Below are 25,019 nucleotides of genomic sequence, written 5' to 3'. Positions count from 1 at the left end.
TCTTTCACCAACGTCATTTATTGTACAACCAGTAATTCTTGTTTCACTATTAGGGATTTACATATTATAGAAGAGTATGGTGGACAAGCGATAATAAGCAAGGAAGCCAAATGCCGTTGTAGGAAAGGCCGCTACCCAAGTTATCACCCATACTAGGGACACATTCACTACGCGCAGAGGTAGGGATACTAATTGGAAACAAACCATTCAGGATAGCAGAATTGGCAAAATCTGAGCGAAAGAGATTAGCTATATTTTGTGAATGGTGGCTAGGAGCCGCCCTGTGCGTAAATAGCGCAAGTACGGTTCTGTGAAGTGGGAGGAAAACAACCTGCCGCAAGGTTGAGAGGTTCCCTTCTACACGACTAGTTTAACAAGAGAAGTGGGATTTTTTCTCTTTTGTATCGCATACGAGCAAAATTAAAAAAGCCTTACATTTTAATGTGAGTCTAAGGTATTATTATTACAATTCGACTAATATTTTCTATAATTTCTTTATTTCAGATTCATTGGTGAATTAATTGACCAATGGATTTATTTGGGTTAATCTTTTAAAAAGAGCTTCCGGGTTTTATCAATGAAGGGGTGGATAAAATGAAAAAGTTAACGACGTTTATCGTATCATTTTTGCTAACAATTTCTATGATATCTAACGTGAAAGCGGAGTCAAACCAAGCATTTTCAGATTTAAAAGGAAACAGTGCAGCTAAAGCAATTTTATATTTACACGACAAACATATTATCAGTGGCTATCCAGATGGTACATTCAGGCCAAATGAACCTATAACGCGTGCACAGGCAGCGGCAATGTTAGTGAAAGCACTTGATATTGAGCTAATTAAAAATGCAACTGTTCAGTTTAAAGATGTAACGACCAAATCAAACTATTATTCCATACTAGCAACAATCAATGAAAAAGGAATAATTCGTGGAGATAATGGTTATATGCGACCAGGGGAATCAACCTCTCGCGCACAAATGGCTGCTATTTTACGGAGAGCGTTCAATATGACTTTAGATAGTCAGCCAACTTTTACAGATGTATCTCCAATACATTGGGCCTATTCAGATATTAATAGCATTGCTAAAAATCGGGTTGCAAGTGGTTATCCAGATGGTTCTTTCAAACCTTCTAATATAGTTACACGTGCACATTTCTCCGCATTTTTAGCTCGTGCAATGGAAGATTCGATGAAAGTAAAAGCATATAAATCCTTTGTTGGTGACGCCGGTTCAGAAATTGTTCGAGATGGATGGAAGTATAAGACTAAAGACAACATGTTAGTCAAATTAAATCAACAGACAAATGAAGAAATTGTCTTACTTTCAAAAAGTAATTTTGAATCGGTAGAAGGGCACTTTGAAGAAAGGCTTGGAAGGAAATTTCCTATTATTTTATACAATAATGAACTCTATATTCCATACCAAAAAGTTATTGGGATGATGAGTGAGATTCCTTCTTCATTTGGTTTGATGAAGACAACGATAGACGGTGGAAAGCTAGAAGAAATTAAACTTCCGTTTATGTCGTATAATGCAAGAGAAAGAAACATGTATGTATGGAATGACAGAATCTACTATACAGTAGAAAAAGAACCACGTGATTTTGAGTCATACTATAAAGATATACCCAATGTAGATGATCCCTTATTTCTTTATTCCGTCAATTTGAGTGGAGGAGATTTAAAATTAGAATCCAGGTTTAGTGCTCGATTCATTTTTGAGGATATTGGTACAAAAATCGGTACTTTCCCTTATACACAAAATCATAAATCCGTAGAATATGAGCATTCAACAATATACTATTTCAATAAAAAAGGGGTATTTAAATACAGCTTACTAGATAAGAAAACAGCACAATTATCTAGCGTTCAAGCAAAAGATATGATAGTGACAGATCGAGACCTAGAAATTATAGATGTACGAGATAAAAAACATATATTGAAAAAATAAAGATGAAAGCATCCTCAGGGTGCTTTCATCTTTATTTTTTTATAACCAATTAATCTCTAGAAAAATTTTCTAAACATAAGAACAAGCACGGTTATGTGAGGGGGGAGGAACCCATTCCATCACAAGGTAGAATGGTTCCTTGTACTCAATTACTGGAACAAGAATGAGAAGAAAAGTCGTTTTCTGAACGTACAGAAAATCGATTTTTTTATTGAATTTGCATAACATGAATCAATTTCATAATAGGATTATTAAACGGAAAAAACGAACAATGTTGATTTTTGCTTCAGATGGACGCTTTCCGCGGGCACGGCTTCAGCCTCCTCGTCGTTTCACTCCTGCGTGGTCTTCAGCTCGCGCTGTTCCCGCAGGAGTCGCCATCTTCCGCTACAATCAACGAGAGTAGTCCTTAAAATTGACGGACAATGAATTGGTAGATGAATTATATCGTTCGTCTTTATACATGAAATAAGTAATTGTGAAATTGATTCACATACAAACTAAATAATATGTTGATTAATGGGATAGCACTTCAAAGATCATATTCAAAAAACATCAAGATGAAGCATATAGGCATTGGAAGATTAATCTTTCCTTCTTCATCGGCTTCTATTGTATTTTCACTTCAGTAATCTTAATGGCATTGGTGATTCCCAAATTTAGAAATGGCAAAGAAATCTATATGGGTAACATTGCTAATTTTAGTACCCCTTCGGCATTCGACTTATATTCCTGAAAGGATTTTTTTCGTATCCCTTCTTTGATAAAAAAACGTGTAAAGTCAGCGTTTACGGTGAAGAACTCGTCTATCGTTTTCATCTAAAGTCCCTACCAATATCAATCTCCTTTCAATCGCGAAAATGGATAGTATTGACAACTTTGTTTATTACTCATATAATACACTTAATGTGTATGAACCACTTAGTACATACACTGAAAAATCATGTATCACATTAAAGAAAGTATAGGAGTTGTTTCGATGAATGTGAATTTTAATAATCGCGACCCCGTCTATTTGCAAGTTGTTCGGTATTTTAAAGAAAAAATTGCAATTGGAGAATTAGTACCTGGAGAAGAAATATTATCGAGGCGGGAGTTGGCAAACAGGATTAACATAAACCCAAATACCGCACAACGAGCGTATAAGGAAATGGAGGAACAGGGCTTGATCCATACCGAACGGAATCATCCGAGCAAAATAACAACCGATGAAAAGATACTAGGGAAAGTAAGAGAAGAGTTGCTAGTTGAGGCAGTTGAAACGTTTGTAACATCCGTTCGGTCTATTAATGTTCCAGTTGATGAATTATTGAACTTGGTAAGAACAAAGTACACAGATAATAACGATGATAAGGGGGCTTAAAATGATTGAAGTAAAAGAGATTGCAAAGAATTATGGTCGGAAAAAAATATTAAAAGGTGTGTCTTTTACAGCCAACAAAGGTGAAATAACTTGTCTAATAGGCATCAACGGAGTTGGTAAGACAACCATTTTAAATGCCATTATGGCACTTACCCCGATAAACAAAGGGCAAATTTTAATAAACGGAGAAACCATTAATAAAAACATGTTTGAAAAAATCACCTTTATTCCTGATGCAATAACGATGCTGCCACAGATGAAAATCTCTGCGGCAATGGAGTTCATGAATGATTTTTATACATGCTGGAACCAAAAACGCGCAACCGAATTGCTTGGCTTTTTCAATTTAAATGAAACCGATAGAATTTCATCCTTATCAAAAGGAAATGCGGCAAAGGTCAATTTGTTACTGGGTTTAGCAATGGATGTCGATTTTGTATTAATGGATGAACCATTTTCTGGAATAGATATGTTTAGTCGAGAGGAAATTGCTAAAGTGTTCACGAGTCATTTAATTGAAAATAGAGGCGTTATCATAACGACACATGAAATAGGTGATATCGAACATTTAATCGATAAGGTTGTGCTATTAGATGAAGGGATTGTTATCAAGGAGTTCAGCGCGGAAGAAGCTCGTGAAAACGAAGGGAAATCTGTGGTGGATGTTATGAGAGAGGTGTATCAGAAATGAAAAGCTACTTGAAGCTGGTCAATTTTGAATTCAATCGTTTTGCAAAAATATTTGCAGTCCTACTAGGCATTACACTAGTTGTACAAATGGCTGGAGTCATAGTGATGTCGAAAAGATATCTAAACATGGCCAATGAAAAAATTTATGAAGAGTTTATGCTTAAAGCAGATTTCATAACAAACTATGGACAAATGAGTTTTGTATCGATAACCAGAAGCGTATGGTTCCTTGGTCCAATCGCGTTATGTATAGCAGGTGTTGCATTCTATATTTTCCTGATCTGGTATCGCGATTGGTTTGGGAAAAATACATTTATTTACCGATTATTAATGCTACCAACAACGAGATTGAATGTTTTTTACGCAAAAATAACAAATATTCTATTAGCAACGTTTGGTTTTGTGGCATTTCAACTTATTTTGATTCCAATAGAGACAACGGTTTTTAAATGGATGCTGCCAAAGGAATTCCGAGTGGATATGAATGTCAACGAGATTGTAAGCAGCACTGAATTAAGAATACTTTTCCCAAATAGTTTTCTAGAATGTATTTTGTATTATGGAGCAGGCTTGATGGTTGTGTCTATTCTATTTACTGCCATTTTATTTGAAAGAAGTTTTAGGTGGAAGGGTATTATTATTGGGGTTTTATTCAGCTTAGTTGCTGTTGCTGTATTTATGTCACCTCTACTGTTGCAAGAATTTGTATTAGATTATTTTTTCTATCCACTAGAATTATTTGTACTTGAGATAGTAATGGGTGTACTCGTACTTGCAGGGTCCATTTGGATGAGTGGATATTTATTAAAGAACAAGATAACTGTATAGGGAGTGTATGAAAATGAAAAAATATTGGAAGTTTACTTCAATTATTGCAGTTATTGTACTTAGCATTGGAATGTTTTATGTTAATTCTGCTATGTCCGCAACACAATACCCGAAGTTTGTGATAAATAAGAAGAGCGGTGATGCTGAAGAAATAAAATCTTTGGTGTTGGGAGGATCCTATCATGAAGGGCTATCTATGAGTTATGTAAACACTAACTTGCAAATTACATCTGATGGTTCGGATAATAGAAATGGTAGTTCCATTATTGAGTCGGTTAAAGGAAACCCTCCACCAATGATTCAGGAGTTACAGGAGAAGTATCGTAATTTCATGAGAGGGAAAGGTCAAAGTGTTGTCTCGTTTTTTGAGAACAATAACTTGCTAGCTTATGCAGAAGTGAAGAATAAAACAAATCCGTTTAAAACAAGAGATTTCAAATTCGCTATATCTATTTTAGATAAAGACGATGGCACTACATCTTCCTTCTCTATTAAAGTTCCAGACAGCTCAGTAGTTGAACAAATATTTGTTGAAGATGTCCAGATGGTTGATAACGAACTAAAAATGATTACCCATAATACGACTAGGGAGAATGGGCAATACACTAATGAAAAACACATCTACTCGTTCGACATATCTACTGGGAAAATAATAAGTAATGAAACGATTTTATCCATCCAGGAGCACCAAGGCAATGCATATATCTATGCAGAGCTACTTCAAACAACCCATAACAAAGCGAATGAAAATCTTATATTCATAAAAACGCAAGACAAAATGAATCAAGAAGAAGAATCGGATAGGATAGATGAAACAAATCGGGAATTAGTTTCTTACAATTTAAAAACGAAAGAAAAAGAGACGATAGAATTGACGGAAAGTTTGAATGAGAGTCAGATCAATTTTTTTGATGGTTCAACGATTTATTTCTCGAAATTAAGGGGGCAAAATTTGGTTGTAACGCCTTATAGTATAGAGAAAGATCAAGTAGATAATGAATTTTCTATACAGCTATCAAACGAAATAAGTTATGCTGAACCACCAATTATAATCGCGAAAGACGGTAAGCTATATGTGACAACCCATGTAACAAATTTAAAAACAAAGGCTATCATCACTGTTGTTGATTTGAAAACGAGGGATACAATTTACCAGGGTGAAGTAATCAGAAAAGGTTCCCCTGAAAACGCAGAACAATTCCAGTTATATATATATGGTATGGATATCGAATAAGTTATGAAAAGAGTTTGCTTTAGTTTCTAAAGCATGCACTTTTGACTGGTTAAAAGGTACAAATTGACCTTTTCAGTGGTCTCGATCGATTCTGTCCAATGTAACTCTTGATAGGCTTAGAACTTATAGTTTGCTGATAAAGCAAAATACGATACAAATGATGGAGTCTGAATTGATGAAGTTTTATTCCATAAGCGAGTTCCAGAAAGTTATTTTACAATTGAGACCTGTCCGGTTACATTTTAGTTGGTAACCTGACATTAATGTAGGTTACTGATGGTATAAGTAATTATAGAGTTCAAAGTTTTATTAAGAATCACCTCTCTCTTTTTCTTAGAGGTGATTTTTTTATTGTATATTTACGTTGAAATCACAATATAGATTGTGAAGATATTGACTTAAACTAACGGGGGAGTTTAGTTGAAGAGTGATGTTTTAACTTGCGTTCAACAATCGGGCCAGATTGTTAGGACGAATTGGTTTCTTCAACAAACAGGCCAATTATGTTGAGGATTACAGTTTTATAGTATTTTTTTAAAGTTAGTAATATATTGTAAGGGAATGTAGTTAGAGTATAGGGCAGTTGAGTTTAATTACATACTAACTAATGTGGATAAATGTTAAATAGAATTAATGGAGCGTGAATGGAATGGTAAATCTAGCTGATAAACCACTAATAGTAGGGGAGAAAGTTGTTCTCAGACCCTTTAAGGATGAAGACTTTCCTTTTATAGAAGAATGCTTAAAGGATTCCGAAATATTAAAACTAACAGGAAGCAGTTCGGATTTTGATAGGGAATCAACTCTTCGTTGGTACAATACAAGGAATGAACAAACTGATCGATTGGATCTTGCTATTGTTGACCAAACCCAGGACTTCTTAGTGGGGGAGGTGGTGGTCAATTTATACGATGAAAAAAATCATAGTATGAATTTTAGGATACTTATTGGGCCGAGGGGAAGGAATCAAGGATTAGGTACGGAAGCAACTCGACTAATAATTGATTATGTATTTATAAACACTACACTCAACCAACTAACTTTAAGTGTATTTGACTTCAATCCAAGGGCAAAGCATGTTTATGAAAAGGTTGGCTTTGTAATATATAGCATTGATGAAAACGAACTAGAATTCGAAGGTAAATGGATTGACTCTATTAATATGAATTTAACAAGAGAGAATTGGCTAAACAGAGAAAAAAATGCTTATTGAACTAAAAGGTGAGTTTGTTTCACTAACGGGTATCTTTAGTTCAATAAGGATAGTAAAATAGCACATCAAAAAACGCTCATATTTGGTACCGACCCCCGAAAGTTAGAGTAATAAATCTAACTTTCGGGGGTGTTTTTACTTGTCATTTATATTGCCAATTTGCTGTTGAAATAAATGCTAGTTAGTATGAAATTTACTTTTTTATTGGTATTTTTCACTCTATCAACCGAACCCGCCTGAATAATAAGTAGGTTTTATAGACGCTTACAATTATAACGGTAAATCTTGTTGTTGAAATACACGTATTCCTATCGCATAAAGTATAAACCCAATCATTGCAAGGATTATATAACCGTCACCATTTAAAATTGCAGCTGTTTCGAACGGGGTATTTAGTGAGATGTATTTAATGTCTTCAAGGCTGTCACTTACTTGTGCCATCAGGTGGAACAAGAAGAAAGCAAGTGGGATTCCTGCACCTCCTTCTTTTGCAAAAGCAATTGCAATTACGCGTCCCAAACCTGTTCCAGCACCCGTAACAAGTGCTACATGATTAGTTAATTTCCCTATATCCCATTCTTCCTTTTTATATAAAATATTGACGAGCTAGAACCATTTTTCACGTTTTCTTTGAGCCATTCAAACAAAAAAATGTATACTATCTACGCTTAGGTGATTAACATGCTAACGATATATCGGTGAATAAGTGAAAGGGAAATGATGATGAGTTCGAGACTAAGATGAAGATTAGGTATGATTATGGATCATCTGTCGCAAAATACGTCTTAGTAATACTAATTCATCCTGTTCAATCCCACGGAACAATTTTTTTACTGCCTGTTCCCAATTTGGGTTCTTTCAGCAATAAGTACTCATGTTTCCTTATTACATTGGGGAATTGTGTGGGAGAGGGTTCAAGTAATGATTTGAAGTGGATCTGTAAGGAATTCTCGTGAATAGTTAAGTATAATTATTTTCTGCTACACAGTTTCTTTAAAAAAGATAGAGGTTTTTTAAAAATATGGTATACTAATTTAGTGTTAAAGTATTGTTGGATAATGTTCACATTTATAATGATGCTACAAAATAATCGGAAGTAGAAGGTGAATAAGAAATGGAAAATGCAAAAAAGAAAATACATTATGCATGGTGGATATTGATTGGTTTATGTATTATGGTGGGTCTTGGAAAAGGGGCACTGAATAACTCGGCTGGGCTATTTTTAACTCCTGTTTCTAAAGAACTTGGAATTGGCATGGGCAGTCTGACACTATACTTAAGTATCTCCTCAGTAGTGACGATGCTCATCTTACCTATTGGTGGTAAAATGATGGCGAAATACAATACAAAATACTTGCTAACTATTGCAATTATCTTACAAGCGGGAGCATTTGCTGCATTTGGTTTAATGAATTCTGTATGGGGATGGTATGTATTATCAATTCCATTAGCAGTGGGCGGTGTATTTATTACCGTGATTGCCGGGCCAGTTTTGATTAACCAGTGGTTTAAAAAAAGCAAAGGGCTTGCACTTGGTATAATGGGGGCAGCAGGCGGAGCAATTGGCGCAATTGTTCAGCCAATAACAGGTAATTTGATAGCTACTCGCGGATGGAGTAGTACATACATTATTATTGGTATTGCGGTTATTGTCATTGTTGTACCAGTCATTTTGTTGCTAATTCGCAAATCCCCTAAGGAAAAAGGTCTATTACCATACGGGACGGCAGCGACAAATGACGAAAGTAGCCTGTCAAATGAAGATACTAGCAACCAAGGAATCACACTAGCGGTAGCAAAAAAAACCGCAGCTTTTTACTCCTTGATTCTATTTTTCTTCCTTATAACAGCAATTGCTAGCTTCTCAATGCATATTCCTACCTATTTAACTAGCCAAGGATATACGGTTGCATTCGCTGGGAATATAATGGGTGTTTATATGATTGGTGCGTTAGTTGGTGCATTGGCATTAGGTTTCTTCAGTGACAAAATAGGGGCGAAAACGACGACATTTCTTGCAATGTGCCTTGGTATCGTATCGGTAATTATTTTGCAGTTTTTCTCAGGAAATGTGGTACTTATTACTATTGCTGCTGCAATTTTCGGTTTCATGGGTGCCTCTATAGGTACGCTGGCTCCTATGTTGGCAACAGCGTTATTCGGGAACAAAGAATATAGCCAGATTTACTCAACTGCATCTTTAGGGTTGGCGGTCGCTTCAATGGTTGTGCTTCCTGCATATGGTTTTGTCTATGACTTTACAGGTACTTATGAAATGGTACTTTATGCACTAATAGCTATGTTCATCGTTAACATTATTGCAATTTATATTGCCTTTAAGAGCAAGAAGAAAATAGTTGAAAGCGGTTTGTGGAACTAAAAAGTAGTATTTTTTGGAAGAACAAGTCAATCAAAACAAAGACCATTGTAGATTTCTACAATGGTCTTTGTTTTTTATTTTTAGGTCGCGGTACCCGCGGAAAGCGTCCGCCTGAAGCGGAAATCAACCTTGTTCGTATTTTATAGTTAATACTTCTATTATGAAATTGATTCAAGTATAGAAAGAATTAGCCACCAAAATTGCATCTTTGGCGGCATTTCTCCAGGTAATAAGCCAGCTATTCATTCGTCCCAAAAATCTTCAGCACTCTGTGTACTTGGAGCGCGACGGATGTAGGGCATCTCTACACGTCGGTAATTGTAATGAAGTCATTCAATCCAAAGCGGAACTATACAAGTAGTGGGCAGGGGGACTCAAGTCATTTACTGGTTACTTTTCGTTTGATTTCAATAATGTTTAATTATTTATATTAGTTCGACAACAATCTTAAATATAGTAATATACTAGTAGGCATATCATTAAGTATGTACTGAAAAATGCGATAAAGGAGGATGAAAATGACTTCACCCAAAATTACAGAAGAACAAAACGGATCAAAGCGTAGTTTCTTTAATAAGTTTTTAGATTTTATCGAAAGATATGGAAACAAATTACCTGACCCGGTAATGTTATTTGTGTATATCGCAGGCCTTATTTTAGTTTGTTCTACAATTTTTTCGCTACTTGGAACAACAGCAGTAAACCCAGGTAACGGCGAAGTAATTACAGTCGTTAATTTACTAAACGGAGAAGGTATTATTAAAATACTGACGAATCTTGTATCAAACTTTACAAGTTTTCCTCCGCTAGGGCTGGTACTTGTAGTTATGCTAGGTGTTGGCCTTGCAGAATCAACAGGCCTAATTGGGACTGTTATGAAGACTACGATTTTAAATGCACCTAAAAAACTAATTCTTCCGACTATTGTTTTAGTAGCGATTGTTGGGAACGCAGCTGCAGATGCAGCAATGGTTGTCTTACCTCCGATTGTTGCAATGATATTTATTGCTTTAGGTCGACATCCTATTGCTGGTTTAGCTGCAGCCTATGCATCTGTTGCAGGGGGATTTAGTGCGAATTTAATATTGAGTGTTTTGGATCCGCTACTTGCTGGCTTTACGCAGACGGGTGCTCAGATGATTGATCCCGGGTTCATTGCGAATCCAGCCATGAACTATTATTTCTTAATTGCTTCGACTTTTGTGTTAGTCCCGACAGCGGTTTTCGTCACAACTAAAATCGTAGAACCGCGACTTGGCAAATATGAAGGGAAAATTGTGAAGTTGGATGAAGTAACCAGCGCAGAAAAAAAGGGTTTGCTATGGGCAGGAATTTCTGTTGCTGTAATGGCAATTATTGTCCTTAGTCTTTCCATTCCTGAAGATGGATTGTTTAGGCACCCAGAAACTGGTTCGTTAACGGTTTCGCCATTAATGGACAGTATTGTGCCATTAATGATGTTGTTGTTTCTAGTACCGTCAATTATTTATGGGAAAGTTGTTAAAGTCATTAACAACTCGAAAGATTTTGCGGATCATTTATCTAAATCCATGGCTAGTATGGGGATGTATATCGTCATCGCATTCGTAGCGGCACAGATGATTGCCTACTTTAATTGGAGTAATTTAGGTCCAGTTGTTGCCATTAAAGGTGCGGAAACGTTAAAAGCAATCGGATTGACAGGCCTTCCACTTTTAATCGGCTTTATTATTGTGGCGGCGCTTATTAACTTCCTAATCGCGAGTGCTTCAGCTAAGTGGGCTATTCTAGCTCCAGTGTTCGTACCAATGTTTATGATTTTAGGCTATAGTCCAGCTTTGACGCAAATGGCATATCGGATTGGGGATTCTATTACAAATCCGGTTACGCCAATGCTTGCCTATTTTGCCATTGCCTTAACTTTTGCGAAAAAGTACGATCCGAAGATGGGAATTGGTACATTCATGACGTCGCTGTTACCGTATTCCATTGCCTTTGCGATTATGTGGATTCTTTTGTTCATAGGTTGGTATTTACTGGGGATTCCACTTGGACCAGAAGGGGAATTGTTTTTGAAAACTAAGTAAGCAATGAGGATATACTGAAATGCCATTTAAAAAGCACATCGACTCCATTGAGTGATGTGCTTTTTAGTATTATATTTGGAATCTCCACCAGAACTTATGATGTTGGCTAGCTTAGATGAAGCTTTCTCTGTCTATAGGAATCAATAGATGGTATTTTGATTGTACGAAAAATGTAAAAAGCTGTGTATATTTACTGTTTATCAACGTTAAAACGTTTTACTATTTCATCGAGCTCGCTTACGATACGGTTCATTTGAGTCGTGGAATCTGCTACATTTTCCAGTTCTTTTTGTTGGGAAATGGAGGATGCACTGACCTGTTCCGCTGATGCGGCTGTTTCTTCGGAAACTGCAGAAACGTTTTGTATGGCTAGTAGCGCTTGGTCTTTGTGTACAACCATCTCATTTAGATTGGAAGTAAGTTCAATTATTGATTGATTCATCTGTTCGGTTAAAGTCCAATTATGCTTGAATGATTGTTCTGTGCTGCTAACAGAGTGGCTCTGGCCCTCCATAGATTCCGCATTTCTACTAATAACGGCTACTGTAGATTTTGTTTCATCCAGTATTTCTTGGACGGTCTTTTTGATTACTTCAGTTTCTCTGCTGGATTGTTCTGCAAGCTTCCGCACTTCATCCGCAACGACTGCAAATCCTTTACCGTGTTCGCCTGCTCGAGCTGCTTCTATGCTTGCGTTAAGTGCTAACAAGTTGGTCTGGGCAGTGATTTCCTGAATTGAGACAATTACTTGGTTGATGCCGGTTATTTTATTGGTTAGTGCATTGATTTGCTTCTGTACTTGACTGTTCATGACATTGGCATTCGCATTGTGTTCGCGAAGCTTTTCGACTTCATGCATTCCTTGTTCTGTCGATTCAACTGTTTGACGTGAAAGATCTCCCATACTTCCTGAAAGTATCGCAAGTTCGTTGATCTGAACTGCAAGTTCTTCCATGCGCTTGCTCGTTTCTTCGGCATCTTCCGATTGTGTGGATGCGCCTTGGGCAATTTCCTCTGTTGCTACAGAAACTTCCTGACTGGATGCGATGACTTCTTCAAAAGCGTTGTGTACACGATCTGACGAATCTTTCAGGCGCATAGATGCTTCCTTGACGGAAGAAATCGCTAGGCTTGTCTGCTCTAACATATTGTTATAGGATGCTGTCACTCCACCAATCTCATCTTCCTTGATATATTTCTCATCAACTGTTTCTGTCAAATCTCCGTTGGCGGCTTTCTCCATTGATTTCTGCAGTCGTGCAAGTGGCTTAAGTTGCTTGAAGATGAAAAAAGCAGTCACTGCAGACATGATCACAGTCATTACAAGGGCTGAAAAAATGGTGAAGATAATGATTTTAGAAAAAGGTTCCAAAATCTTGGTGCGAGGTAATACTGTCTGAACGCTCCAAACTTCGGCAACTTCTTCCATCTGTAAGGGAGCAAACGTATTGAATGCTTGTTCTCCATAACTTTTCGAGTTCACGTATAGTGACGTCGCTTTGTTCTCATTCAATATATCTTTGACCTGCTCCCAATCGATTGCATCTTTCATGTTGGAACCATTCATTTCCTCTTTTAAACTATTGGCGATCAATTTACCTTCATCCGTGATGATTGAAGCATAACCGCCATCCGGTTTTATCTCCTCCACCAGCTCGTTTAGGAAATCCATTGATAACCCAGCAGCGATTACGCCTAGGAATTCACCTGACTCCGAAACAAGCGGAATTGCTAGTGTGGACATCAAGATCTTTGTTCCGTTAAAGTCCATTTCCTGTGGTTCCTGTAAGAAAGCAGTCTTTTTATTTTTCGGAACCAGGTACCAATCACCTGCTCCCTCGGTATCGAATCCTCCCGCCTTAATGGTCATAATTCCATTTTCACCCAGGAATGAATAAGAGGCAAATCGACCACGGTCATCCACAAATTTCGAGTTTTTGACATCTTCGGCTGACAGCACCCCTTTTTCAAGTACGACTGTCATTCCAAAAACTTGGGAATTATTTTTGAAGTTTCTGTTCATTATGTTTAGCACTTCATTAGATGTCAATTGTCTATTTGCTTGAAGAGTTTCAAAAACCCCTTTTGTTGTACGTAATACTATATTTGTTTTGTCGAGTTGTTCATTTAACTTCCCGGCAACTTTTTCTGTGTTACTTGCCGAGAGCTTCTCAGCGTTCTCAACAGTCTGTCTATGAATGTTTACATTGGTAAGCAGACTATATGAAACGAACAATAGTAAGAATAATCCAATTATTAAACAAGATAACTTCCACGTAATACTTTTCATTCTTTTCCAATCCTTTCGGTAACTCGTATATATTACTTTATGATTATAGCAATAGTGACTAGTATTTTGTTTCTTTATGCTTGCTATTTTAGAAATAATGAGTAAAAAGTCATGCTTTTACATGTCGATATTGTGAAAGTTTGAATTATCATATCAATAAATGAAAACATAAAAGAGTGAGTGACTATCATTGCAAATAACTCTGCTTCGGCTATTTCGTTTTGAACGCCTTGGCTTAGTTGGTACATTCATTCTTATATACAACATACCTCGTCCCCAATTACTGACACGGAATGCGACAATAAAACTATTGATATCGTATTGGAGTTAGTTTAGTGTTGAGTGTTAGGCATGCATAGTCAAGAAAAATGTGGAAATTATAGCTTCATTATTTTTTACAGCAATATAGAAGGTGGTATTAGTTTGAGTAGAATGGAACGTAGGGAAAAACAGACACGATTAAGCAGTATAAAAGGTTGGTTTAAATCAAAAAAACTCATCAATCGACTAGTAGTAGTCTTCATAAGTTTTATCTTATTTGGATTATTCGTATTTACTATTTTAATATCGTTTAGCGATGTAAGTAAATTAGATATTGTACAACCAAAACCTACATATATTTATGATATAAATGGTGAGGTTGCTAGTAAAGTTTCTAACTCAAAGATTGAAGGAGTAAGTCTAGATCAAATTCCGACAGAACTCATTGAAGCTTTTGTCGCTACAGAGGACCAACATTTTTATAAGCATAACGGTATTAACTACTTTGGTATTACAAAAGCATTAGTACAAAATCTAGTTAAAGGTGAAGTTGTAGCTGGGGGTAGTACGATTACTCAACAACTTTCGAAAAATGTATTTCTAACAACGGAACGCACTTATACGCGTAAATTCAAAGAACTTATATTCACAAAGAAAATTGAGAGAAAGTACTCAAAAGATGAAATCATGGAACGTTATTTAAACCAAATCTATTTTGGTGAGGGCGCATGGGGGATTCAACGAGCAACACAAGTCTATTTTGGTAAAGATGTTAGTGAACTAACATTAAATGAATCAGCTACATTAGCGGGACTAGTCAAAGCCCCATCTAATTTATCACCTTATAAGAGCATGGAAAAAGCGGTTGAACGAAGAAATATCGTGCTGTCATTAATGAAGAGCGAAGGATACATCAGTCAAAAAGATTTTGAAAAAACAATAGATCAACCCATTGTATTAACGGATAAAGAGACGATAGATTATAAAGGGAAATATCCGTATTATGTTGACTATCTAATCGAGGAAGCCGTAAATATGTACAAGTTAACTGAGAATGAAGTGTTATCTGGTGGACTTCACATTTATACGGAACTAAACCCTGTTATTCAGGACGCTACGGAAGAAGTCTATCAGAATGAAAACAATTTTCCAGTTAGCAAGCCAGATCAACTTATTCAAAGTGGGTCAGTATTTCTTAATCCTAAAACGGGTGGGATTAGCGCGTTAGTTGGAGGAAGAGGAGACTATACGTACAAACATTTTAATAATGCGACAAATTTAGTAAGGCAACCGGGATCAGCATTAAAACCGCTTGCTGTTTACACTTCAGCGTTGGAGCAGGGGTATGACTTTGACGATATGCTGGTTGATGAACCAATCAATATAGACGGCTATCAACCACAAAATATAGATAAACGATACCGCGGAAAAGTCACAATGTATGATGCACTAATTAATTCTTATAACATACCTGCAGTTTGGTTATTAAATGAAATAGGAATTGAAGAGGGTTTTAGTACAATTGAGCGGTTCGGCATTCCTTTAGAAAAAGAAGATCATAATCTTGGATTAGCACTAGGGGGCTTACACCAAGGAACGTCACCATTGTTAATGGCTCAGGCTTTTTCCACATTTCCGAACGATGGAATAATGATGCAAGCTCATGCTATTTCAGAAATAAAGGATGCAGAAGGAAAAATAGTTGGAAGGTGGAGTGAAAAGTCTGCTCGAGTTACAGAACCGGAAGTTGCTCAAAAAATGACGTATATGCTACAAGGTGTAGTAGAAAATGGAACAGCTAAAAATGCACAGATACCCGGAATAAACGTAGCTGGAAAAACCGGTACTACACAACTACCTTTCCCTGGTATTGCTGGTTCAAAAGATCACTGGTTTGTTGGATATACGCCAGATATCGTTGGTGCAATTTGGTTAGGCTATGATAAAACCGATCAAGACCATTACTTGACAGCAACTAGTGGTGTCACTGTTACAACTATCTTCCAACAAATCTTAACCAAATCCATAAGTGAATTACCTAACAAGGAATTTGAGTTATCATTGATTGAAAAGAAGAAAAAGAAACAAAGTATAAAGATAGACAACGGGCAGAAGAAAGATAAACAAGATAAAGAGGATAAAGAGGACAAGAAAGACAAAGAAAAGAAAAAGGAGAAGGAAAAGGAAAAGGAAAAGGAAAAGGAAAAGGAAAAAGAGAAGGAAAAGGAGAAGGAGAAGGACAAAGACAAAGACAAAGACAAAGACAAAGACAAAGACAAAGACAAAGACAAAGACAAAGACTATGACAATGACTAAGACCCTCATTAAATCATGAAAGTTAAAATAATCCCTCATTTTCTATACCAAGAAAATGAGGGATTATACTATTTTTCAATGTCTGCAATTAACGGTTGTTTAATTGGCTAGGCACTGCATTATGACGCTCGTTACGTTCTAGTGAAGCAATCTTATTTAAATCTGTATTACTCAATTCAAAGTCAAATACATTTAAGTTTTCGTCCATTCGTGAAGGATTCACTGTTTTAGGGATGGCAACGACATCTGATTGTAGATGCCAACGTAGAATGACTTGCGCTGGTGTTTTGCCGTATTGATGTGCAATTTCTTGAATCACAGGATCTTGTAAAACCTTGGTGCCGTTCATTAATGGGCTGTATGCTTCGAAAAGAATGCCGTGTTCTTTACAAAACTCCTTGAGTTCTGCTTGCTGTAAATAGGGGTGGCACTCCACTTGGTTCACGGTCGGCATTATTTCACATTCGTTCATGATCCGCTGTAGATGCTCGATATCAAAGTTACACACGCCAATTGCCTTTGCACGGCCATCTTTATAAATTGTTTCTAATGCCTTGTACGATTCTACATACGTATCATACATTGGTGTTGGCCAATGGATTAAATAAAGATCAACATAATCGAGACCCAGTTTTTCAAGACTTTCATCGAATGCTTTTAGTGTATTTTCGTAGCCTTGATCAGCATTCCAAAGTTTAGTTGTAACGAATAGTTCCTCTCGCGGCACATTGCTAGTGGCAAGTGCTTTTCCAACGCCAACTTCATTTCGATAAATTTTTGCGGTATCAATTAAACGATAGCCAGCTTCCAGTGCTTGTTCCACTGCGTTTTTTGCTTCTTCATCAGGAATTTTCCACACACCGTAGCCAAGTTGAGGGATATCAAGTCCATTGTTTAGTGTTTTAAATTGCATAAAATCGCTTCCTTTCTATGCTGTCTTACTAGTCTAACATATGATTTTAGAAAATTGGGTTTTTAACAGTGTGCATGAAGTGAAAGTTGTATGCAAGGTTGTGAAATAGTTCGTAATGTAGTAATTCTCAATATGCAATGTCATACAACTGACCCCTGATTTCCTTTTCGAATTAAACTCATTACGAAACTTACAATTGTTGAAAAAACTGTGAATACGATAACCCAAATAAAGAACGACGAGTTAAATAGTGTGAATGTCAAGGTAGTCAATACGGCAAAGACACCAAAAGGTATTAAATACCATTGCCGAACAAAGAACGATCCAATAATTGAAGCTGTGAGAACAGCTAAAGGTAAAATTACGAGCACGAATTGAAACTCCATTGTCCAAACCACCTTTTCAATTCAATTACACTTATGAATAAACAATTTGATAATGGGGAGGTGAAAACCTCTTATTACAAGCTCAGCTGCACTATATTATGGAAGCACAGAGTCAATGGTATTAGCGGCACGTCTTCAAATAGCTGTTTGCTTGCTGCGTTGCGCGATATTCATTGTCATCGCGGCAGGCTATACCGAAGAAATGAACAGTTTCCTAGCGTATTTTCTGCCGACGTTTTTTAATGCCCGGAAGTGAAATAGCGGCCCTTTTTGCGCATTCAGACAAGGACAACCCCTCCACAAATAGCCAGTGAACGAGATTGCGGTCAGCTGCTGTCAGATGTTCAAATGCTTCGTCTAACTGCCTCAGACCATTCGAATTCGACTGTATCAGCGACTTTGAGCAACTCTTCTAGAGCTTCATTGTCCATTGGGGTTGTGTTCGAATCAACTATATTTTTCTTTTTTTTATTCAACCAACATGGCTCTGCGGATGCTTCTGTAGGCGAATGGTGTGAAATTCACTTTTTTTCGTGTCAAAACGAGTCCACGCTTGCCATAAAGCAACTCTTCCTGTTTGTCATAATTTCAGGTACCCGCATTGAACAATTCAGAAAATTGAATGCAATTGTATGAAAAATGAAAAGTCTGTTAAACCAATGTTTAGAACGATTTCATTTGTATTTTTATAACAATTATCGAATTTTAATTATTTAACATCGCACCAATACAATTAGATCATTCAAATAGCACTTCTCGTCAAATACTTGATGAGTGGGGATTTCTTCGGATTCGTATCTACAAAAAGAGAATCTATATGAACTGGATCACAAATTTGGATGTGATTTGCCTGCTTATACTACCTATGCAATCTATTTGAAAAGCAAGAAGGATAGTTTAATCGTAAGGGCATAACAATGTCTACTGTCACCACATTAGCTTCATACTGATGGATGAGGTGCTAAAATGACGATTGTACGACTAGGATATGTTGCGATGAGTATGGAACTGAAAAATGCTTCTCCATCCAAAACAATGACGTTTGCTCAGTTCCAAAAGATCGGGGATCGTGAGGCGGCGATTCGCAAATTGGAAAGGATTGCGCTGGCTAATCTTGAAAATACACATAGATTGCTGAAACATAATGTATTTAATGGAATTCATTTTTATCGCTTAACCTCTCGACTGATTCCATTGGCGAACCATGGAGAACTTCCTAATTGGAATTATATGGAGCCGTTAAAAAAGAAATTGGACGAAATTGGGGAGTTTGTTAGAAAACATCAGCTAAGAATTGATTTTCATCCCGATCATTTTGTTGTTCTGAATTCCTTTAAAAAAGAGGTGTTGGAGAATTCATTAAAAACCTTAACTATGCATTATTTATTGTTAAAGGGAATGAACATTGATTCTACTCATCGTTGTGTGCTCCATGTCGGTGGCAACTATAAAGAAACAGAAAAGTCTTTGGACCGATTTGTTGCAAATTGGGTTGATTTCCCAAAGCACATTCAACAGATGATCATGCTCGAAAATGATGATACTTCATTTACACTGGACGATACGCTTTATGTATGTGAAAAGTTAGGAATTCCGCTTGTATTTGATTTTCATCATCATCAGGCTCACCATCGTCATGAAAAGTGGGAAGATAATTGGGACCGTGTAGTAGCAACATGGAAGGACTCGCCCCTCCCAATCAAAATGCATATCTCTAGTCCAAAAAGTGAGGACGCATTCCGTCACCATTCAGATTATGTGGATGTGGACATGTTTTTCAGTTTTTTAAAGGAAATCAAAGGTTCGGTTCCTCAAATCGATTGTATGATTGAGGCGAAAAAGAAGGATGATGCTCTTTTTAACGTTATTAAAGAGGTTAAAAATAGGGACGATGTTGAGATGATTGATGGGTCGTCGTTTTATTTGAAGTAATAGTATAAAGTGATTTTCATAAAAAGCAGGACTCGATGGTATCGGGAATCCTGCTTTTGCATTTTAGATTTTTTTGCGATGCCTGCCTGTGCACCACACACTAATGACTGAACACAGGGTACGTCTTTTAATTCTTTTTAAATTTCTTTGAAACTTTTCCGGAAATCTCTCGTCTTTACGTTGCTTACAAGATAGAAACATATGAAACAGAGAGGATGGCAACAATTGAAGAAAAAACTACTTACAACATTTGGCGCACTGGTGCTCATGTGCAGTTTGCCTTTAACAGTCACAGCAGGCAATCAGCGATTCTCTGACGTACCGACGACAAAGCATTTTGCAGAAGCGGTGTATGAACTTGCTGAACGCAATATCATTGGAGGATACCCGGACGGTACATTCAAGCCGGGCAATCCGATCACGCGAGGTCAAGCAGCCTCAATCATTGCGAAATTGACGAAAATGGATCTAACGGATGTCGAGAACCCGAAATTCAAGGACGTCTCGGAATCGAACGGTTACCATAAAGCGATTGCCGCGCTGGCGGAGGCAAATATTATCGGCGGCTACGAGGATGGTCGCTACGGGCCGAATGATCCGATCAAACGGGGGCAGCTGGCCTCGATTCTCGTCAAAGCGTTCGATCTGCCGCGCAATAGTTTCTACGACATCAAAAATCCGTTCAAGGACGTCGTTGAGTACGAGTCTCACGGTTCCAGCATCCTAATTCTTTACAGACTGGGTATCACGGGCGGGACATCCCCCGACCGATTCAGCATCAACGCGGCCGTGACAAGAGGCCAGGCGGCGAAGATGATGAGAGCGACTGAAGAATCGAAACCGGAGATGGTGTCGCTTGAATCGGAAGATATAGGGATGGACGGGATAAGTTCTGTTATATGGAAAACGGAACAGGACTTTTATGAACCGATCGTTGTACACGGAAAAGCAGGCTATTCGACAGATAGGCTACAGCTTGTTCCGCTGAAGGAAGGAACATCCACGCTTAACTTGAGCGGGCATATTGGGAATCCACCTGCCGATTATAAAAATGTCGCTAAGAAGTACTATGTGCATGTCAAAAAAGTGAACGGAGAATTGAAGCTAACCTTGGAAGAGACGGATGACTATCTTCCGACAGAAGCACCGCTAGCAGTGTATGCCGGCGAAAAGGTCGAGAACATCAGTGTTTCCACAGTGGTCGGGAAGTTACCGAACGAAAACGCAGCATTCAAGAAATGCGAGGCGACGCTAAACGTATGCCTGGCCATTGATGAGCCGGGTAGCTATATTGCCAAGGCACGTCTAGTTGGAGGCAAGGAAGTGCGATACGCCATCGAAGCGAAAAAACCGGAACATGCCTACTTCCACTATGACATCAAGACATTGAGGGAGCAGACGTCCTACGTATTCGATACGAAAGCACTGTTCGATCACAACGATTACTATGACAAGGAAGCCGCCGAAAACATTGGGAAGCATAAAATTGTAACGAAAAATGCTGACGAGATTGCGGAGATTACAAGAGATCCCGGTACCAATGTTTTCCGCGTCACTGCGAAGAAAGTAGGGACGGTCGAAGTGGAATTTGATAATAGTGTTTATTGGAGGACTGGTCAGCCCGGCGACGCGGTAACGGGCATCACGACCGGCATGAAAATCACTGTTCAGGAAATGAATGGGCTCATCAATATTTCCGCATTGCAAATCTATGATATAAATTCGGATATGTAATCGAATCGAATCATGACTGCTACTTGCGTGCAAAACTACTAAGTATTTGCAAATTAATTAGTGAGAATAGAAGAACAAGACCTTTCCAATTCACTCCGACTTGGAAAGGTTTTATTTCATTTATAGAATGCAAAAGTTTTTCCAAGCAAAATAAAATAATCCATCCTTGAGTGGCAGCTCACAACCATTATATTTTGTATTTTCGTTTAATTCAATCTGAATGCTTGTCGTTATTCCACCTAGATTTATAACGTTCATTTTCCGAGTTATGTTGTCATTTTATTATTTTGGATCTAATCGATATTACCCTTAAAGTACACCACAAAAACTTTTTAAAAACTTTTGAAACTTTTTCTGGAAATTTCCGTCTGTACGTTACTTAATTGACAGTGGAGGTAAAGGGATGGGCAAGAATTCTAGAAACATGCTGTTACTTGTGTGCTTGATTGTATTTATAATGAGTATTGGTGCGATATGGATTTTGCTTGAATCGCAAGGAAGAGTGTTTGCGCAGGGGAAGGAAGGGGAGCGGTTTGTAACGAAGAGGGAATTTGAGCAGGTGCTGACATTGGAGGAGCGTCAGCCGATTTATATGAAGGGGCCAGCCCTGACTCAGATTGGTGTGTTGGAGTCGAATCAGCCTGTCGCTGTCACAGGTGAGGATGAGGCGTATTATGAGCTTCGATTGGGAAATATGACAGCTTTTGTCCGTAAGGGGCAGGCAACGGTTGAAAAAAAGAAGCTTTCGACACTTGTGCATACGGAGCGTTTGGCTGCTGTTCATACGCTGCAAAAAACCGCGGTTTACGAGGATGCTGACTTGCAGAGCAGCGTTATACTGGAGATGGAAGAAGGCTATCGCTATCCGGTCGTACGGGAGGAAGAGGATTGGTATACCATTACAATAGGAGAGCGGCCGGGATATATTTCCAAACAGTCCGTTACTTTGGATGAGGGCCTTCCTGTGCTTCTGTACCATCAGGTTTTGCCGCGTGAGTTGATGAGTACAATGGAAAGCACGATTTCCTTGGAATCGTTTGAGCAACAGATGGGGTACTTGGCAGATCATCATTTCGAGACGCTGACGGCACATCAGCTTTATGATTATTTGGAAGGGCGCCTAGTTGTACCGAGCAAAGCAGTGCTCATTACATTCGACGACGGGTTATTATCGACGAAGGAATATGCATATCCCATTTTAAAGCAATACGGGTTTAGTGCGCTTCAGCACATTATTTCTTCACGTACGGGTCGGGCGCAGGGAGCGCAGCTGTTTGATGCGGAAGGCCCGCTGCAGTTTTTTACAGCTGCAGATTTAGAAAAGCTGGCGGATGTTTTTCAGTTCGAAGCACATACATATGAATTGCATTCACTTAATAAGGTTTCGGGTGTAGGTATTGCGTTAGATCGTTCAAAAGAAGAGATTCTTTTGGATTTACAGCAAAATATCGAGCAAGTGCCGGCAGCCGTTTCATTAGCCTATCCGTATGGGCATTATAATGAAGATTTCATCGCGGCGGCTAAAGAGGCCGGGGTGCTGATTGGCTTTACGACGACCGAAGGCTATGCAAATAGGAAGACTTCAAATTATGAAGTATGCCGATACGGAATAACAGAGAAAAAGTCGTTTGAGCAATTTGTTGCGTATGTGTTGGGGGACATGACGTGGCCGTAGAAGAGGGCGTGGGTTCGTAAATGAGTAATATCGATCAAATAATCGATGAGCATTCGCGTTATTTAGTGCGCATCGCTTATTTATATGTGAAGAATTGGTCGACTGCCGAGGATATTGTACAAGAAGTATTTGTTACGTATTTTCAAAAGAGTGACCAGTTTCGCAATGAGGCATCATTAAAGACATATTTAACGAAAATGACAGCCAATCGTGCAAAAGATTATTTGCGCTCGTGGAAGCATAAAAAAGATGTGCTGTTCGATACAATCTTTACTTCGGCAAAAGGCGCAGAAGAAGTAGTGTTGGAGCAAGAGCAGTTGGCCACACTTGAAAAAAATCTTTTCCAGCTTCCGTTAAAATACCGTGAACCTTTACTGTTATTTTATTATGACGAGCAATCTATAGCGGAAATAGCAAGCTATCTGCAGCTGAATGAAAATACCGTGAAAACACGGCTACGAAGGGCAAAACAGCAGCTAAAGGAATTTTTTGAGGAAGAGGACGAGGAGGTAGTGAGCAATTGAGTGATTTCAAACATAAACTCGATCAAATGATGGGCGATACATCGAAGCAGGAAAGGCGGATAAAGCAGCGTGTGCATGAACGTGTACGGCCACCGGTTAAAAAGTTTTCTTGGCAAGTGCTATTTGTCTCGACGGTGCTCCCTGTAGTTGCACTGTTTCTTATTCTCACAATTGACCCTCTGAATTTTCTTTCTTCAAATAAGGGGCCAGGCGTCCCATATGATCCACTGGATGACTTGGCACAAATCTCGGCACTGCAGAAGAGTGAGCAGCTGTCCACCGTTGATTATGAGGAGTTTGCGACACTACCGCATTTTGATCAAGTCGACGGTCTGTATTATGTGGATAAAGAAAAGTTTTCATTAAAAGGGAGTTCGGATGCATTCCATACGGTCATTGAGCGCAAAGCAGATCTATTCGATGAGGTTGTCTATGAGTCAGGCGACATTGTTCGCACGATGACAAATACGACAAGCCATTTACCGACATATATGGATGCTTATTACGAAGTGATTGCGGTCCCAGGGGATCGTGTCGTGCTGGAAAAGGGCAAGCTGAAGATAAACGGCAAACCGTTGCCATCTGAAATTATGGATCTTTATGAAAAACAGGGAGTCACGATTGCAGGGGGCTACGACCAGAAGTTGAATGCGCGGGAATATTTATTAGTGAACCATTTCCCGGCAAGTAAAACGGTGCAAGGTGCAGCGATTACCCCTGTGCATAAAATTTATGGGGAAGTTGTAGGCGTAGCCACGGAAGAGCGTACTCATTCGATGTATCTGGATTATTTATCGGGACAGTTGACTGGTGAATATACACCGGAGCAGTATTTTGATTTGTATTTATATGACGTTCTGTTGGGCTTCGGCAATTTGCTGGAGACGCCCGCTTTTACACAGATTAGCCGAGTGGGTGAACTGTTTTTAGAGGCCTCTTATCGGGGAGCGACTCCCCTATCTGAGAATGAGATAGAAATCCACTACCAATATGGGCGAGAAGGGGTAGCGGAGCGGGTATTTTATATGAAGCGGGATACTGGATCAGAACATTGGCTCATTCAGGAATAGCATTGGATGCAGAAAGGGGGGTGGTATAAGTTTAGGACATAATCCAAGGGCATTTACCCAATCATATTCGGGAAACCAGGTTGTTATCTGTCCAGAAGAAGTAGCCGTCAACCAACCGCTCACTATATAAAGACACCAACCTGGTTTTCCATCCACTCAACGGCATTAATCAAAGGTTGTTGTTGGAAAGG

18 protein-coding genes are annotated in these 25,019 nt (G+C 38.4%); 14 read left to right on the top strand and 4 right to left on the bottom strand.

From position 1 onward, the window contains the following. Positions 1-594: 594 nt before the first annotated feature. The 6 genes from FQ087_RS09290 (at position 595) to FQ087_RS09265 (ending at position 7,281) form a co-directional block, all read left to right on the top strand. Positions 595-1,953 (top strand): S-layer homology domain-containing protein, encoded by a 1,359-nt coding sequence (locus FQ087_RS09290; RefSeq protein ID WP_149580170.1) that lies wholly within the window; start codon positions 595-597, stop codon positions 1,951-1,953. A 979-nt stretch (positions 1,954-2,932) separates the two neighbouring features. After that, on the top strand, positions 2,933-3,316 hold the full coding sequence (locus FQ087_RS09285) for a GntR family transcriptional regulator (protein WP_149580169.1): 384 nt from the start codon (positions 2,933-2,935) through the stop codon (positions 3,314-3,316). A gap of 1 nt (position 3,317) precedes the next feature. Then, the gene (locus FQ087_RS09280; protein ID WP_149580168.1) at positions 3,318-4,007 is read left to right on the top strand and encodes an ATP-binding cassette domain-containing protein; all 690 of its coding nucleotides are present in this window, start codon (positions 3,318-3,320) and stop codon (positions 4,005-4,007) included. Next, the gene (locus FQ087_RS09275; protein WP_149580167.1) at positions 4,004-4,834 is read left to right on the top strand and encodes a hypothetical protein; all 831 of its coding nucleotides are present in this window, start codon (positions 4,004-4,006) and stop codon (positions 4,832-4,834) included. The genes FQ087_RS09280 and FQ087_RS09275 overlap by 4 nt, the downstream gene beginning before the upstream one ends. 13 nt (positions 4,835-4,847) lie before the next feature. Further along, entirely contained in the window at positions 4,848-6,068 is a 1,221-nt protein-coding gene (locus FQ087_RS09270) for a hypothetical protein (protein WP_149580166.1), read from the top strand. Positions 6,069-6,717: 649 nt separating this feature from the next. Beyond that, positions 6,718-7,281 (top strand): GNAT family N-acetyltransferase, encoded by a 564-nt coding sequence (locus tag FQ087_RS09265; RefSeq protein WP_149580165.1) that lies wholly within the window; start codon positions 6,718-6,720, stop codon positions 7,279-7,281. 270 nt (positions 7,282-7,551) lie between these two features. On the opposite strand, the gene FQ087_RS09260 is transcribed toward FQ087_RS09265, so the two are convergent. Beyond that, on the bottom strand, positions 7,552-7,800 hold the full coding sequence (locus FQ087_RS09260) for a hypothetical protein (protein WP_149580164.1): 249 nt from the start codon (positions 7,798-7,800) through the stop codon (positions 7,552-7,554). A 595-nt stretch (positions 7,801-8,395) separates the two neighbouring features. On the opposite strand from FQ087_RS09260, the gene FQ087_RS09255 reads away from it, so the two are divergent. Both FQ087_RS09255 and FQ087_RS09250 read left to right on the top strand, forming a co-directional pair. Then, entirely contained in the window at positions 8,396-9,661 is a 1,266-nt protein-coding gene (locus tag FQ087_RS09255; RefSeq protein ID WP_149580163.1) for an MFS transporter, read from the top strand. A gap of 518 nt (positions 9,662-10,179) precedes the next feature. Next, positions 10,180-11,727 (top strand): AbgT family transporter, encoded by a 1,548-nt coding sequence (locus FQ087_RS09250; RefSeq protein ID WP_149580162.1) that lies wholly within the window; start codon positions 10,180-10,182, stop codon positions 11,725-11,727. A gap of 190 nt (positions 11,728-11,917) precedes the next feature. On the opposite strand, the gene FQ087_RS09245 is transcribed toward FQ087_RS09250, so the two are convergent. Continuing rightward, positions 11,918-14,017, bottom strand: a complete 2,100-nt coding sequence (locus FQ087_RS09245) for a methyl-accepting chemotaxis protein (protein WP_149580161.1) — start codon at positions 14,015-14,017, stop codon at positions 11,918-11,920. Between the two features lie 432 nt (positions 14,018-14,449). Between FQ087_RS09245 and FQ087_RS09240 the strand changes: the two genes are divergently transcribed. Next, positions 14,450-16,594, top strand: a complete 2,145-nt coding sequence (locus tag FQ087_RS09240) for a transglycosylase domain-containing protein (protein ID WP_149580826.1) — start codon at positions 14,450-14,452, stop codon at positions 16,592-16,594. Positions 16,595-16,682: 88 nt separating this feature from the next. On the opposite strand, the gene FQ087_RS09235 is transcribed toward FQ087_RS09240, so the two are convergent. Both FQ087_RS09235 and FQ087_RS09230 read right to left on the bottom strand, forming a co-directional pair. Continuing rightward, positions 16,683-17,507, bottom strand: coding sequence for an aldo/keto reductase (locus FQ087_RS09235; RefSeq protein WP_149580160.1), 825 nt, complete (start codon positions 17,505-17,507; stop codon positions 16,683-16,685). Between the two features lie 140 nt (positions 17,508-17,647). Then, positions 17,648-17,893 carry a DUF2651 family protein gene (locus FQ087_RS09230; protein WP_149580159.1) on the bottom strand — a complete coding sequence of 82 codons (246 nt, stop codon included), beginning with the start codon at positions 17,891-17,893 and terminating at the stop codon, positions 17,648-17,650. Positions 17,894-18,859: 966 nt separating this feature from the next. Here FQ087_RS09230 and uvsE point away from each other — a divergent pair. The 5 genes from uvsE to FQ087_RS09205 all read left to right on the top strand — a co-directional run bounded on the left by uvsE (position 18,860) and on the right by FQ087_RS09205 (position 24,828). Next, positions 18,860-19,825, top strand: a complete 966-nt coding sequence (uvsE, locus tag FQ087_RS09225) for a UV DNA damage repair endonuclease UvsE (protein WP_149580158.1) — start codon at positions 18,860-18,862, stop codon at positions 19,823-19,825. 225 nt (positions 19,826-20,050) lie between these two features. Then, positions 20,051-21,559, top strand: coding sequence for an S-layer homology domain-containing protein (locus tag FQ087_RS09220; protein WP_188006687.1), 1,509 nt, complete (start codon positions 20,051-20,053; stop codon positions 21,557-21,559). A gap of 403 nt (positions 21,560-21,962) precedes the next feature. Beyond that, positions 21,963-23,234: a polysaccharide deacetylase family protein gene (locus tag FQ087_RS09215; protein ID WP_149580156.1), complete on the top strand. Its 1,272-nt coding sequence runs from the start codon at positions 21,963-21,965 to the stop codon at positions 23,232-23,234. A gap of 20 nt (positions 23,235-23,254) precedes the next feature. After that, a complete protein-coding gene (locus FQ087_RS09210; protein ID WP_149580155.1) occupies positions 23,255-23,758 on the top strand; it encodes a sigma-70 family RNA polymerase sigma factor in 504 nt (167 codons plus the stop codon). Continuing rightward, on the top strand, positions 23,755-24,828 hold the full coding sequence (locus FQ087_RS09205; protein ID WP_149580154.1) for a S26 family signal peptidase: 1,074 nt from the start codon (positions 23,755-23,757) through the stop codon (positions 24,826-24,828). Before FQ087_RS09210 ends, FQ087_RS09205 begins: the two co-directional genes overlap by 4 nt. Positions 24,829-25,019 lie beyond the last annotated feature (191 nt).

The organism is Sporosarcina sp. ANT_H38 (genome assembly GCF_008369195.1).
GTDB lineage: Bacteria > Bacillota > Bacilli > Bacillales_A > Planococcaceae > Sporosarcina.
This window is presented reverse-complemented; position numbering and strand designations above follow the sequence as displayed.